The sequence below is a fragment of the Streptomyces sp. CG 926 genome (genome assembly GCF_003148825.1).
In the GTDB taxonomy this organism is placed as follows: Bacteria; Actinomycetota; Actinomycetes; order Streptomycetales; family Streptomycetaceae; genus Streptomyces.
Map to the genome: position 1 here is coordinate 677,761 of NZ_QGGZ01000001.1, position 14,142 is coordinate 691,902.

The window sequence follows — 14,142 nt, forward strand, 5'->3', positions numbered from 1 at the left end:
GTCAGGTGTCGCCGCGGACGATCAGCCGGAGGTCCCGGCCCCCGTACGGGCGCTCCTCGGCGCTCCAGTGTTGCGGCCAGCCGGGGAGCGGGGGCTCCGGGTCGCTCTTGAAGCGCACGCCCTGGAAGTGGGCCCCGCCTCCGAACAGGGCGTTCCGGAAGTCCGCCGGTTGTTCGAACGTGGTGTCGGAACTCGTCAGTTCGCGTTCCCAGGTCGCGGACGCGAAGGAGACGGGGCTGACGAACCTGGTCCCGCTCAGCCTGACCCGACCGCGGAAGACGGTGCCGGAGAAGTCGGCCGCGCCGGTCACGTGCATGGCGCTCAGGTCCGCCGCGTCCTCCAGCACGGCCCGCGCGAAGGACACCTCGCCGAGGAACACGGCGTTCGTGCAGGCCGCCGGACCGCGGAAGACCGTACGACGGAACCCGCTCGCCCCGTGGAAGCGGCTCCGGTCGAAGGCGCCGCCGTCCTGGAACACCGCGCCGTCGAAGGAGACCGGGCCGCCGAAGGTCGCACCCACGAACGCGGCCCGGCTGTCGAACACGGCCCGCGTGAAGGAGGCACGGTCGGTGAACTCGACGTCCACCCGGTTCCAGCCGTCCACGAAACGCGCCCGGTCGAAGGCGGCGGGCCCCAGCCGGACGGGTCCCGACGTACGGGGCTCCAGGGCCGTGAGCAGTCGCGGGAGCAGACCGTGCGCGAAGGTCGTGCCCCGGAGGTCCAGCGGGGCTCCCGGCCGCAGGGCCGCCAGGTAGGCCCGCTCCTCCTGCGCCTCCAGATGCGCCAGGCACCGCCCGTACCCGGGCAGTCGGACACCGCCGCAGGCCGCGGACCCGGCCACCTCGGCTCCGCAGGTCGGCCAGTCGACGGCCGCGTCCAGGAGCGGGTCGGCGTCCATCAGTACCTGCCCGAGCAGTTCGGCGGCGGATTCCGGGCCGCCGCACACCCAGCCCCCGTCGTCGCGGCCCACCCGCTCCAGGTCGACCCGCACGGGAAACCCGAACAGCCCGTCGAGATCCCGGTGCAGGCGGTGGGACACGGCGAGGACGATCGTCCCGGGGACAGCCGTCCGCCCCAGCCGGTCGAGGACCGCGGGATCCCGGACCAGTCGGCCGGTCTCCCGCGTCCCGATGCCCACGGCCACGGCCAGGGAAGGGGGCATCCCCTCCATCCACCGCCCTCCGTACCCCAGCGCGACCGCGCGCAGTACGGACAGCAGACGGCCCGCCTTGGCATGGGCGCCGGGCGCGTCCACGACGAGGAGGAGCGGCTCCTCCCCCTGGCCGCCGACCGATCGTCCGCCGACGCCGGCGCGCGAGACGAGCTCGACCAGCATGTCCCTGGTCTCCGCGACCGGCGAACTCCCGATCGGGATCAGGCCGTCGTCACCGGGCCGTACCGCCAGGCACACCCCGGTGTCCGTGTCTGCCTCGTCCCGCCCGGAGCCCTCCAACGCCGCCCGGAATCCCGGCTGTTCCAGCAGGGCGTCGGCCAGCAGGAAGACCATGCGGTTGCGCCAGACCGTGTGGACGACGCCGACCAGCGCGCCGTCCACGGAGACCGGGCCGCCCCGGAAGTGCGTCCAGCCCTCCGGCTCCCCGGAGAGGCGGACGAGTTCGCCGTTGCGGCCGCCGTCGTGCGGGGCCGCCTCACCCGTCAGCGCGAGCGGGTCCCCCTGGTCGGTGCGGCCGTCGATCCGTAGCCGGTCCACGCGGTGATGGTCCGCCGCCGTCAGCCAGGGCAGCGGCTCCGCGCGGACGGCCGGGTCCACCAGGTCCTCGTCGGCCTGGAGCAGCAGCATCCGGGGCGCCGCGTCGTCCGACCACACCACGCGGCAGGGGATCTCCCGGTCGGCGGGCCGTACCCAGGCCACCGCGCCCGGCGCGGGCTGCGCGTCGCCGACCGTCAGGACCAGCCTCGGCGTCAGCAGGGTGCCGACCTCCTGCGGCTCGGGCATGGCGTCGTGGCGGACCCGGACGACCCGGTCGGCCAGGCCCGGCTCCCCCGGGGGCCTGGCCGCGAACGGCAGCGCGCCCTCGGCCACCCGGCGCACGCCCTCCCGGCCCGTGGTGACCCGGGTCGCGGAGAAGTCCGGGCCGGTGCTCCGGTTGCGGGACATGAACTCCCAGACCCGGCGCCGGACCAGCTCCCGTACGGCGGCCACGTCGCCGCGTAGTTGCGAGCCGAGCAGCGCCTCCCGTACGCCGGGCAGGAACTCGAACTCCACCTCCGCGGCGTCCCGTTCGTCCTCCCAGGGCTCGAAGAGCCCGCCGAGGGCGACCTCGGCGAGGTGGCCGTGCTCCGAGTCGCGCAGCAGGGAGCGTCGGACGAGGGTCATCACGGGCAGGGTCAGCGGTACGGCGGCCAGGTGGGCGGCGAGCTGCTGGGCCGTCGGCGAGGCGCTCGCCCGGAAGCGTTCCAGCACGTCCAGGGCGCTGCGGCCGCCGGCGGGGGCGGGATCCTCCGGGGCGCTCGCGGCGGCGGGTTCCCCATCGAGGCGCAGACAGGCCAGGCGCCGCCACCGGCCGTCCCCGGAGACCACCCGCACCAGGCGGGCCAGGCTGCCGGAGGCGACCCCGACCACCGGCACCAGGGGCACCACGGGGACGACGGGCGAGCCTGCGGTGCGGCGGCGTCCGGCGCGGGCGCGGCGGGCGGCCGGGACGCGCTGCCAGGAGCGGGTGGCGGCGGCCGGTCGGTCGGCTCGGACGGCGAAGGGGACGGGCCGGACGGCGCCGCGCGTCCAGAGCCGTTCGGGCAGGACGTTCAGTACGGCCACGGCGTTGTGCGCGCACCAGTGCCGGAGCATGCTCCGCATCGGGGCCTCCCGCCAGCCGCCCGCCACGGTGTCGGAGAGGACGAGGATCAGCCGGCGGCCCGCCGGGTCGGCCAGTTCCAGGGGGTTGCGGGGCGGGCCGCCGTGGCCGCGGGTGACCATCGGGGTGGCGCCGGGGCCGGTTCCGGTCAGTTGCCAGGTGCGCACGTCCCGGAAGACCCCGCTGCGGGTCAGGACGCGGCGGAGCTCGTCCACGTGGTCCGCCCAGAGCAGCATGGAGTGGTGGGTGTCGACGACCAGGGCCAGGTCCAGCCAGCGGCTCTCGGCGGGGCGCAGGACCGGGGTCGTCACCATCCGCTCGATGCTGCGTTCCACGGTGAGCTGCTCGTCCAGTTCCTCTCCGGGGCCGCCGATGGAGCGGCGGCCCACGGGCCGCAGGGAGCGCATCAGGGCGAGCGGGTCGTCGAGGGAGGCGGCGCGGGGCAGTCGCAGCGGGGAGCCCCGGCGTTCCATGGCGTCGTCGGCGGGTTTCCCGGCGGGGTCGCGCCGGGCGGCCGGGAAGAGCTGGACGGCCGGCTCGCCGCCGGCCGGGGCGACCAGCGCGGGGGCCGGGCCGGGCTCGGGTACAGGGGGGTCGGCCGGTGGTGGTCGCCCGCCCGGTGGGTCGGCGCCGGGCTCCTCGGGCGGGTGGGCCCCGGCGGGGTCCACCCGGGCCGCCAGCCACAGGATGTCGGCGATCTCCTCCGCCCCGATGCCGGTGCTCGGGACGCTGCCGTCGGCGCCGTCGGCGAGGGCCGCGAGCAGCTTCTCGATCACGCCGTGGGCCCGGTCAGGTGCTGCATGACGGTGGCGAGGAAGCGTTCGCGGTCGGCGGGCGCGGACCAGGCACCTGCGAGGCGGAGTTGGATGGCGTTGAGGAGCTGGTCGGTGGCCAGGTCGCCGTCCTCGCCGCGTTCGAGGAAAGCCTGGACGAGGTCCTGGTACTCCTCGCCGGAGTCGATGTCGACACCGAGCCGGCGGCGCACGATGCGGGCGAGCTTGTCCGGCCCGGGCGGCTCGAGGTGGAGGCGGACGCAGCGGCGCAGGAAGGCGGGCGGGAAGTCCCGTTCGCCGTTGCTGGTGAGGACGACGATGGGGAAGTAGCGGCACTGGACGCGGCCCTGGGTGATCCGTACGACCGCGTCGGGGTCGTCGTCGGTGCCGATGGCGACGGTGGGGTCCTCCTGGGCGAGGCGGGCGAGTTCGGGGATGAGGAAGCCGCCGTCCTCGAAGACGGTGAGGAGGTCGCCGGGGAGGTCGATGTCGCTCTTGTCGATCTCGTCGACGAGCAGCACGCGGGGGCGGTCCTGCGGGAGCAGGGCGGTGCCGAGGGGGCCGAGGCGCAGATAGCGGGAGATCGACGGCGCGGAGGGGACGCCCTGCGGGTACGTGGCCGCGGGATCGGCCGAGGACGCGGCGCCGGGCGCGGACACGGGCGCGGACACGGGCTCGGTCCCGACCGCGGTCCCGGCCGCCGTGGCCGCGGGATGTGCGCCCGGCGTGCGCAGCTGCTCCAGCCCGGCCTCCTGGAGGCGGCCGATCGCGTCGTACAGGTAGAGCCCGTCCCGCAGCACGGTCCGGCTGGTGATCGGCCAGTGCAGTACGGGCCCCAGGTTCAGGTCGGAGGCGATGCTGTAGGCGAGCGTGGACTTGCCGACGCCCGGTTTCCCGGTGACGAGCAGCGGCCTGCGCAGGTGCAGGGCCGTGTTGACCACGTCCTTCTCCGGTTCGTCGGGTACGTAGCCCTCGCCGCGCCGCCAGGTCCGCTCCCAGGCCGCGCCCGCGCACCCGGGCGGCGCGTATCCGGGGTCGGGGGCGCCCGTGAAGTCCCTCCAGGGTGGGGGGAATCCGGCCTCCAGGCGGGCACGCCGGTCCGTGCCCTCGCCGGTCCCGTGGTACAGCCACCAGTCCTTCACCACTGCCTCTGCCTCCATCTTCGGTTCCGCCGTCGGTCGGTGGTCGGGGTCAGGCCAGGGACCGGAGGCCCGGGATGTCGTCGGGATCGTCCCACAGGAGCACCAACCGGTCTGCCCCTGCGGGGGGTTGGTGAGCGTGTGCGGCTCCCCCGGCGGCGCGTGCGGCTCCCGCCGCGGCGCCGGCGGCCGCCCGGCGCACCTCCCGCACGCGCGCGGGCAGGGCCAGAACGTCCAACGCGCCGGGGTCGGGGCGACCGTCCGGCCCGGCCGGAGCCAGCAGGTCGAGGAGGGCGGGCGCGGGCGGTCCGCCGCCGCGCGCCCATACGGCGACCGGGAGCCCGCCTTCGAGCACGGCTTCCAGCAGCCCGGCATGCGGGGTGGCCGTGGTGTGCGCGAGGACGCAGGCGGGCGGCGGCTGCGCGGCCAGTTCCATGCCGAGCGCGTCGGTGACCTCGTCGTCCGTGACGACCCGGACTGCGTCGGGGTGCCGGCCGCCCTGGGCGTGCAGCCAGCGCCAGGTGCCGTGCCACTCGGCGCGGGTGTCCGCCCGTTCCTGGGGGCAGCGCACCACCACCTGGTGGAGCAGGCCGAGGGCGCGGCGCCGGCCGGCCGGGCCGCGGGGCACCGGCCACTGGTCGAAGTCGGCGTCGAGCAGTTCGTACGGCACATGGAACTCGATGCGGTCCACCGCGGTGTAGGCCTGCCGCCCGGTCCCGCCGTCGCTCGCGGGCGCGCCGCCGATGAGGGCGAGTTGGCGTACGAGTTCCTCGCGTACCTGCTCCAGTGCGACCGGCGCTCCTTCCGACTCCCATATGTGTCGCATCCGTTCACCCCGGAGCCACATCCGCGCCAGGAATCCGGTCTCCCCTCCCGGTGGCGTCTCCAGCCGGACGTGCACGACCGTACGCCGGGCGGGCGGCGGGGGTGGGGGCAGCACCGGTAGGGCGAGGCGCTCGCGGGTGGCGCGCACCCAGTCCCCGAGCCGGTCCGCCCATGGCGCGTCGTCCCCGGCGGCGGCCCGGTCCGCGAGGAACCGTACGAAGGGCACGGCCAGCGGCATCCCGCCACGACCGCCTTGGCGCTCGTCGAGGTCCTGGACCACCTCCAGCAGGTTGTCCCCCGGCAGGCCGCCGTGCGCCGGGGTGGTGCAGCCGGCCGCCTTGAACGCCCAGGCGTAGGCCTCGTGGGCGCAGCGGGGCAGCTCGCGGCCCTCGAAGAGCTCGCCGAGGCCGTCCCAGGCCGCCTGGTCGAGCTTGGCGGCCCGGGACAGCGCGGCCCGGGACAGCTCGTCGTCGAGGAAGGAACAGGCGTCCCAGTCCCGGTCGACGATGAACTGCGGCAGCTGCCAGCCCTCGCCGCGCTCGCGCAGCTCCTGGAAGGTGCGGTGGATGCTGAGGGCGGCGCCGGGCAGCCCGCTGACGCTCTCCCGTACGGACCGCCCGCCCAGTTCGCCGAGCAGGGCCTCGGTGAACCGGCCGGCGCCGCGCTCGGCGTCGTTCTGCGCGACCTCGCCCTCGCGGGAGGCGTAGAGCCGGAACTGCCTGCGGCCCGGCACCGAACTCCCGCCCCCGTAGTCGGTGTTGCCGAAGTTCCAGCGGGTGTCGCGGGGCGCGTCGACCCGGCAGGAGTCCACGAGCGCGGCCTGGAGCGGGAAGCGACGCTGTTTGACGAGGTCGGTCCGCCACCAGCGCAGCGCCGAGTCGAGGTTGAGGTGCCTGATCTGGCTGGGGCGGGCGTCGGCGCAGGGCAGCATCAGCTCCTCGCGCGGCCCGAGGTAGCCGTGTCCGGCCCAGAAGATCCACAGCAGGTCGCCGTCGCACTGCGGGAGTTCGTCGAGAAGGGCCGATTTCACGTTCTCCTCGGTCGCCGGTCGGTAGGCGGTGCGCAGGGCGGTCATCGCCGGGGCGTCCGTCCAGTCGAGGTCGTCCGGTTCGTCGAGCGGGGAGAGCAGCAGCCGGACGTTGCCGGGCGGCACCTCGGCGGGGCCGGTCAACCACCGGGCGAAGCGCAGGGCGTCGCGGGCCGGACCGCGCAGGTTCCAGCGGTGGCTGATGTCGTAGCGCTCGACCCCGGCGACGAGCGCGAAGGTGCGCTGCGGTCCGAGGGCCGGGGGCAGGAAGTCGGCGGGAGTCACCCGATCTCCGCCTCGGTCACCGCCTGTTCGATCCGCTCGTAGAGGGAGTCCTGTTTCCAGTAGGCGCTGTGGCAGGCCGGGAAGGGCTGGCGGCTGCGGACCTCGTGGTCGGTGACGCGCGCGTCACCGGGAAAGACGGGTTCGGCGAGGTAGGAGAGCACGTCGTGCCGGTCGTAGACGTTGAGCCAGCGCGGGAAGCCGTACGGGAGCTTCGCGCCGGGTTCGAGTGCGGCCAGCGCGCCCAGTTCGTGGAGGAAGGGGGCCTGGGAGCCGACGGTGACCAGCAGTTCGGCCCCCGGGACGGCCTCGCCGCGGGCGGCGGCGAGGGTGAGCAGGTCCACCAGGGCGATCCCGCCGAGGCTGTGGCCGATGAGTACGGTCGGCCCCGGATCGGCGGTGATCCGCGCGTGCAGGAAGTCGCGGAGCTCGTGGCCGCGGGACTGGTAGCGCAGGATGTCGCCGAGCACGGGGGTGGCCCCGACGGTGAGGGAGCCGCGGCGGGCGTCGAGGAGCGGCTGGGTGGTGACCCGTAGGGCGAGTCGGCCGAGGACGGCGGCCACGCGGGCGCCGGGCACCCGGCCGTCGCCGCCGAGGCGGGTGGTGAGCAGCTCGACGAGGCGGTCGCGTTCGGTGGCGGTGCAGTCGGCCTCGTCGGTGGCGGCGGCGAGCACGGTGGCGGTCACGGCCCGGGCCAGGGCGGTGGCCAGCTCGCGGGCCTGCTGCTCGTCGGCGGCGCGGGCCGCGGCCCGGGCCGCTTCGGCGGAGTCGGCGGTGGAGTCCAGGGCGGCGGGGAAGCCCGCGGCGAGGCCGGTGCCGTGCAGCAGGGCTCCGAGCTCGTCCCCGGTCCGGGGCGGTGCGGGCGGTAAGGCTTCCAGCAGGGCGAGTACCCGGGCACCGGCGGCCTGTACGCCGGGCATGGCGAAGCGGTCGTCGTAGGCGTCGGCTTCGTGGGCGCCGGCGCCGGAGTCGGCGTCGGCCTCGTAGGCGTCCGGCCCGCCCACCGCCTCGGCCAGGACCCGTAGTTCGCACAGCGGGTCGGCGAGCAGCAGCGCCCACTCGGCCGTCTCCGCGTCCCCCGGGTCGGGGGCGCCGTGCGGGCCGGGGCGCAGTCCCGGTACCGAGCGGCCGCCCGCGCCGAGGGTCGCGCCGAACCGGTCGCCCCAGTAGCAGGAGTCGACGGCCGCTCCGTGGAATCTGGCCGTCAGCCGTTCCCGGACCAGGGCGAACAACCGATCGTGCCGCTCGCGCCGTACCCCCGTACCGTGGACAAAGAGAAAACGCATCGCAGCCCGGCCCCCCTCGCGCAGTCGTCCCCCGCCCGGCACCATAGCCCGACGGGGGTAACAGCGGCCATGGAACGTCGAGTTCGGCGTGCACGGGTGGATCCGGGGGCCCCGGCCGGCACATCGGCGGTGGGGGCTGTGAGCACGGACACGTCCTCCCTGCGGAACCCGGGACGCCACCGGCCCATCGAACGAAGAGTCCGAAAGCGTCTGGGGCGGGAGTACCACATGGTCGGCAAGGTTGACGGGCGGGGACGGGAGCGGGGTCGCCGGTCCGCCCCGCGAGGGTCCGTGGTCGTCGGCCTGCTGTGCACCGTGGTCCTCGCGGGCGTCGGCTACGTCGCCTGGGAGCTGCGCGGCATCGCCGCCACCCGCACGGACGGCGATCCGGCGCAAGGCGTCTACCAGCAGGACCCCGAGCGCGCCGACAGGACGGCGGCCGCGGTGCTGGACGGGATCGTGCGGGAGGACCCGGAGCCGCCGAAGGACGGCAAGGCCTTCACCGCCGACGGCGGCGCGGCGGACTGGCGGTACGCGGGGTGGCAGCCCTCCGACCCCCTGGAGGCCGGACCCGCCGCGGCCGAGCCCGCCGTGGGCGCGCTGTTCTCCCCGGGCGGCGACGGCGACCCCGACCACCACTGCTCGGCCGTCGTGGTCCACTCCCCGCGCGGCGACCTCGTCGCCACCGCCGCGCACTGCGTGTACGGCGGCGGCTTCCGGACCAACCTGGCCTTCGCGCCCGGCTATCACGACGGCGTGGCTCCGTTCGGCATCTGGGTGCCGACCCGGATCGATGTGGACCCGCGCTGGACCCGGGACCAGGACCCCGACCACGACGTCGCCCTGCTCCGGCTGCGCCGACCCGGCTATCCCGGGCAGCGGCTGGAGGACGTCACAGGAGCCCTGACCATGGACTTCACGGCCGAACTGCCGGCGCCCGCCCGGCTCATGGGCTATCCGAACTACGCCGAGCAGCCGCTGGAGTGCCGGAACACGGCCGTCCCGGCCGGGCCGACGCAGGTGCGGCTGGACTGCGCGGACGTACCCAACGGGACCAGCGGCGGTCCGGTACTGACCGGCCGCGGCACCCTGATCGGGGTGATCGGCGGCCGTGACGGGGGCGGGGACGAGGAGACCTCGTACAGCGTCCGCTTCGGCGACGCGGTCCGCGCCCTGTACGAGCGCTCCACCACGTCCTGAGCGGTCCGGGGCGCACCTCCCCGATCACATCCGGCGCTCCCTGCGCCCCGAACCCGTCCGAGAACCCGTCCGAGAACCTGTCCGAGAACCCGCCCGGTCCGGCCCGGTCCCCGGCCGGGACGGTCGATGCGGTCGTGACGGCCGCGCGTTGCTGGGTGGTTGTCCGGCTCGTCGTCGTTCATGCCGCAGATTCTGCTGTGCAGGGGGGCGCGCGCGGGAGTCCCGAGCCGGGGCGCCCGGAGGCGACCCGGGGGCGGGCGGACTCACTTCGGGGCGCCCGCGCGATCCGCTCAGCGCGGCAGGGCGGCGTACGAGACGCCCGTCAGCCTCTCCGAGGCCGCCCACAGCAGCTCGCCGGTCGTGTCGTCGAGGGTCCATCCGGCTCGCCAGGACCGTGCGGGCGCGCCGCGCCAGCCGAACCGCGGGCCGATGAACGCGTCCGGCCGGACCCCGGGCGCGGTCGCCGCGTGGAGGGTGGGCAGCGCGCCGGAGGAGGTGGGCTGGGCGAGGACCGCGTCGCCGAGCGCCGCCAGGCGCGAGATGAAGGTGGGGCCCTCCAGCTTCGACGCCCCGGAGTGGAGGTTGCTGGAGGCGTAGCCGGGGTGGGCGGCGACGGCGATGATCGGGGAGCCGGCGGCCGTGAAACGGCGGGACAGCTCGTGGGTGAAGAGCAGGTTGGCGGTCTTGGAGCGGCCGTAGGCGATCCAGCGCCGGTAGCCGTGCTCGCCTCCGACGTCGGCGAGGTCCGCGTCGTCGGGGTCGATCCGCCCCAGCACGTGGAAGCCGCTGGAGACGTTGACGATCCGGGCCCCGGGGGCGGCGGCGCGCAGCCGCGGCAGCAGCAGTCCGGTCAGGGCGAAGTGACCGAGGTGGTTGACCCCGAGCTGGGTCTCGAACCCGTCGGCGGTCCGCCCGTACGGCAGGGCCATCACGCCGGCGTTGTTGATCAGCAGGTCCAGCGCGGTGTGCCGCTGCCCGTAGGCGGCGGCGAACTCCCGTACGGAAGCCAGGTCGGCGAGGTCCAGCGGAAGGAACTCCACCCAGGCCCCCGGCACTTCCGCGCGCAGCCGGATCACGGCGGCCCGACCGCGGGCCGCGCTCCGACAGGCCAGCGTCACCGAGGCGCCGCGCCGGGCGAGTTCGCGGGCGGTGACGTACCCGATCCCGCTGTTGGCCCCGGTCACCACGGCGCTGCGGCCGCTCTGGTCGGGAATGTGCGTGGCGCTGCGACCCGGCATGGCGGCTCCCTCGCGAGGCAGTGGGTTACCGAGGGTAGCTCCATGGAGTCCCGCAGGTGCCACCGGGCCGGGCCCAGGCCGGCGCGGGCCGCGGATCCGCAGGCCAGTAGGCTGCGGCGGGTCCACCCGCTTCACCCCCTCCCGCCCCCGTCCCCGAGGAACCGCGCAGTGAGCTCCCCGCCGCCCCCCATGCCCGTGACGGTCGTCGGCCTCGGCGCGGACGGCTGGGCCGGGCTGTCCGCCGCCGGCCGCCGCGCACTCACCTCGGCCGAGGTGCTGATCGGCGGGCCGCGCCAGCTGGACCTGCTGCCGGCCACCGAGTGCGCCGGTGAGCGGGTCGCGTGGCCGAGCCCGCTGCGGCCCGCCGTGCCGAAGCTGATGGCCGAGCACGCCGGCCGCCGGATCGCGGTGCTGGCCAGCGGCGACCCGATGTTCTACGGGATCGGCCGCGCCCTCGCCGAGGAGCTCGGGCCGCGCTCCCTGCGGGTCCACCCGCACCCCTCGTCGGTGTCCTACGCCTGCGCCCGCCTGGGCTGGCCGGTGGAGGACACCGAGGTGGTCACGGTGGTAGGCCGCCCGGTGGCCCGGCTGGCGGCCGCGCTCCACGAGGGGCGCCGGGTGCTGGTGCTCAGTGCCGGAGCGGCGTCCCCGGGCGAGATCGCCGCCCTGCTGCGGGAGCGGGGCTTCGGCCCGAGCCGGATGCGGGTGCTGGAACAGCTCGGGTCCGAGCGCGAGGACATGTACGAGGGCCGGGCCGACGGCTGGGACCACGCGCCCGGCGACCCCCTGAACGTGGTCGCGCTCGACTGCCGCCGCGATCCGGCCCACGGCGCGCCGCGCCTGGGCGCGACCCCGGGCCTCCCGGACGCCGCGTACGAACACGACGGGCAGCTCACCAAGCGCCATGTCCGGGCCGCGACCCTGTGCGCGCTGGCCCCGGCCCCCGGCGAGCTGTTGTGGGACATCGGCGGCGGCTCCGGCTCCATCGGCATCGAGTGGATGCGTACGCACCCCTCGTGCCGGGCGGTGGCCGTGGAGCGCGTCCCGGAGCGGGCCGGGCGGATCGCCCGTAACGCGGCGGCGCTCGGCGTCCCCGGCCTGCGCGTGGTCGTCGGCGCCGCACCGCAGGCCCTGGTGGGGCTGCCGGCCCCCGACGCCGTGTTCATAGGGGGCGGGCTGACCGCCCCCGGCCTGCTGGACGCGGTCTGGGAGGCGCTGGCCCCCGGCGGCCGGCTCGTGGTCAACACCGTCACCCTGGAGTCGGAGGCGGTGCTCGCCGAGCGCTACCGGCGCCACGGCGGCGAACTGGTGAAGCTCGCCGTCGCGCACGCCGTGCCGGTCGGCGGTTTCACGGGCTGGCGGCAGGCGATGCCGGTCACCCAGTGGTCAGTGACGAAGTCGGAGGGCTCGACCGCCGGGTCGACCGAGGAGAAGGATCGAACATGACCGTGTACTTCATCGGCGCGGGCCCCGGCGCCGCCGACCTGATCACGGTGCGCGGCGCCCGCACCCTGGCCGCCGCCCCCGTCTGTCTGTACGCGGGCAGCCTCGTGCCGCGCGAACTGCTGGCCGAGTGCCCGGCGGACGCCCGCCTGGTCGACACCTCGCAGCTGAACCTGGACGAGATCGTCGCCGAGTGCGTACGGGCCCACGCGGCGGGCCAGGACGTGGCGCGGCTGCACTCCGGCGACCCGTCGATCTTCAGCGCGGTCGCCGAGCAGATGCGGCGGCTCGACGCGGCCGGCATCCCCTACGAGGTCGTCCCGGGCGTCCCGGCCTTCGCCGCGGCGGCCGCCGCCCTCAAGCGGGAGCTGACCGTCCCCACGGTCGGGCAGACGGTGATCCTGACCCGGATCGCCCAGCAGGCCACCCCGATGCCGCCCGGCGAGGACCTGGCCACGCTGGGCCGCAGCGGCGCGCTGTTGGTGCTGCACCTGGCCACCCGCTACGTGGACCGGGTCGTCGAGGAGCTGCTGCCGCACTACGGGGCCGAGTGCCCGGTGGCGGTGGTGGCGATGGCCTCCCGCCCCGACGAGCTGATCCTGCGCGGCACCCTGGCCGACATCGCCCCGCAGGTGAAGGAGCACGGGCTGGTGCGCACCGCCGTCATCGTGGTGGGCCGCACGCTCGGCGCGGAGCAGTTCCGCGACAGCCACCTGTACTCGCCCGAGCGCGACCGGCATGTCTGCTGAGTCGTCCGCCGCACCGGGCCCCCGCCCGGCCCTCCACGTCCTGATCCTGGGCGGCACGACGGAGGCCCGCCGCCTCGCGGAGGCGCTGGCCGGCGACCCCGCGTGCCGTGTGACCACCTCGCTCGCGGGCCGGGTGGCCTCGCCCGTGCTGCCTCCCGGCGAGACCCGCGTCGGCGGGTTCGGCGGGGTCGAGGGCCTCGCGGCGTGGATCGTCGTCCACGACGTGACGCACGTCGTGGACGCCACCCACCCCTTCGCCGAGCGGATGAGCTTCCACGCGGCCGAGGCGGCGGCCCTCACGGGCGTCCCACTGCTGGCGCTGCGACGCCCGGGCTGGACGCCGGAGCCGGGCGACGACTGGATCTTCGTGGAGTCCCTCGAAGAGGCGGCCGAGCGGCTGCCGGGCCTCGGCTCCCGCGCGTTCCTGACGACCGGCCGGATGGGCCTGCACACCTTCGCGCACCTCACCGACACCTGGTTCCTGGTGCGTTCGGTGGATCCGCCGGCGGCGCCGGTCCCGCCTCGCCTCGAAGTGCTGCTGGACCGGGGCCCGTTCAGCCTGGACGACGAACGGGAGTTGATCGCCCGGCACCGGATCGACGTCCTGGTCACCAAGGACAGCGGCGGCTCGGCCACCGCCCCCAAACTCACCGCGGCCCGCGAGGCCGGCATCCCGGTACTCGTCGTACGCCGCCCTGCGGTGCCGCGGGGCGTCCCGGAGACGGGCTCGGTCGAGGCCGTCCAGGACTGGCTCGGGGCGAGCCGGTAGCCGGGTCCGGTTCCGCCCTCGGGAAAAGGCATTGCCCGCCGGGGACGGCTCGCGTTGGGTGGACGGCATGACCGTACTGCACACCGAACGCCTCGTCCTGCGCCCCTGGCGGGACTCCGACCTCGATCCCTGGGCGGCGATGAACGCCGATCCCGAGGTACGGGAGCACCTGGGCGACCCGCTCACCCGTGCGCAGAGCGAGGCTTCGATGGTGCGGTTCCGGGCCGCCTTCGACCGGCGGGGCTACGGCTGGTGGGCCGTGGAGGTCAGGGACACCGGTGAGTTCATCGGCTTCGCGGGCATGGACGACGTGGAGGAGGGCATGCCGTTCACCGGGGTGGAGATCGGCTGGCGGCTCGCCCGGGCCTCCTGGGGAGTGGGCTACGCGACCGAGGCCGCGCGGGCGGTGGTGGCGCACGGCTTCGACACGCTCGGGCTCCCCGAGCTCCTGGCCGTGACCACGGCCGGCAACCACCGCTCCCAGGCGGTGATGCGGAAGATCGGGATGACCCGGAACCCGGCCGACGACTTCGACGACCCCGACGCGCCCGAGGGACCGCTGCGCCCGAACGTGCTGTTCCGGCTGGAGCGCGGC

The 14,142-nt window shown here is 75.7% G+C and carries 9 protein-coding genes and 1 pseudogene; 5 read left to right on the top strand and 5 right to left on the bottom strand.

The window, feature by feature from the left end; translation table 11 throughout:
• Position 1 precedes the first annotated feature (1 nt).
• Genes BCL76_RS02855 through BCL76_RS38775 form a run of 4 tightly spaced genes read right to left on the bottom strand, consistent with a single transcriptional unit; the run spans position 2 to position 8,148 of the window.
• Positions 2-3,592: a pentapeptide repeat-containing protein gene (locus BCL76_RS02855; RefSeq protein WP_109777784.1), complete on the bottom strand. Its 3,591-nt coding sequence runs from the start codon at positions 3,590-3,592 to the stop codon at positions 2-4.
• Complete coding sequence (locus BCL76_RS02860; protein WP_109777786.1) at positions 3,589-4,749, bottom strand: AAA family ATPase; 1,161 nt, start codon at positions 4,747-4,749, stop codon at positions 3,589-3,591. The genes BCL76_RS02855 and BCL76_RS02860 overlap by 4 nt, the downstream gene beginning before the upstream one ends.
• A 31-nt stretch (positions 4,750-4,780) precedes the next feature.
• The gene (locus BCL76_RS02865; protein WP_109777788.1) at positions 4,781-6,865 is read right to left on the bottom strand and encodes a VMAP-C domain-containing protein; all 2,085 of its coding nucleotides are present in this window, start codon (positions 6,863-6,865) and stop codon (positions 4,781-4,783) included.
• Positions 6,862-8,148 carry a hypothetical protein gene (locus BCL76_RS38775; protein ID WP_181382414.1) on the bottom strand — a complete coding sequence of 429 codons (1,287 nt, stop codon included), beginning with the start codon at positions 8,146-8,148 and terminating at the stop codon, positions 6,862-6,864. Before BCL76_RS38775 ends, BCL76_RS02865 begins: the two co-directional genes overlap by 4 nt.
• Positions 8,149-8,376: 228 nt before the next feature.
• Between BCL76_RS38775 and BCL76_RS02875 the strand changes: the two genes are divergently transcribed.
• Entirely contained in the window at positions 8,377-9,348 is a 972-nt protein-coding gene (locus BCL76_RS02875) for a trypsin-like serine peptidase (protein ID WP_109777793.1), read from the top strand.
• 290 nt (positions 9,349-9,638) lie between these two features.
• Here the strand turns inward: BCL76_RS02875 and BCL76_RS02880 are convergent, their stop codons facing one another.
• A complete protein-coding gene (locus BCL76_RS02880; protein ID WP_109777796.1) occupies positions 9,639-10,586 on the bottom strand; it encodes an oxidoreductase in 948 nt (315 codons plus the stop codon).
• Between the two features lie 189 nt (positions 10,587-10,775).
• Between BCL76_RS02880 and cbiE the strand changes: the two genes are divergently transcribed.
• The 4 genes and pseudogenes from cbiE to BCL76_RS02900 all read left to right on the top strand — a co-directional run.
• The gene (gene cbiE / locus BCL76_RS02885) at positions 10,776-12,032 is read left to right on the top strand and encodes a precorrin-6y C5,15-methyltransferase (decarboxylating) subunit CbiE (protein ID WP_109777798.1); all 1,257 of its coding nucleotides are present in this window, start codon (positions 10,776-10,778) and stop codon (positions 12,030-12,032) included.
• A complete protein-coding gene (gene cobM, locus BCL76_RS02890; protein WP_109777801.1) occupies positions 12,029-12,778 on the top strand; it encodes a precorrin-4 C(11)-methyltransferase in 750 nt (249 codons plus the stop codon). The genes cbiE and cobM overlap by 4 nt, the downstream gene beginning before the upstream one ends.
• Complete coding sequence (locus BCL76_RS02895) at positions 12,768-13,547, top strand: cobalt-precorrin-6A reductase (protein ID WP_109777803.1); 780 nt, start codon at positions 12,768-12,770, stop codon at positions 13,545-13,547. The genes cobM and BCL76_RS02895 overlap by 11 nt, the downstream gene beginning before the upstream one ends.
• Positions 13,548-13,614: 67 nt before the next feature.
• A pseudogene (locus BCL76_RS02900) lies at positions 13,615-14,139 on the top strand (GNAT family N-acetyltransferase); the annotation flags it as partial.
• Between the last annotated feature and the right edge of the window lie 3 nt (positions 14,140-14,142).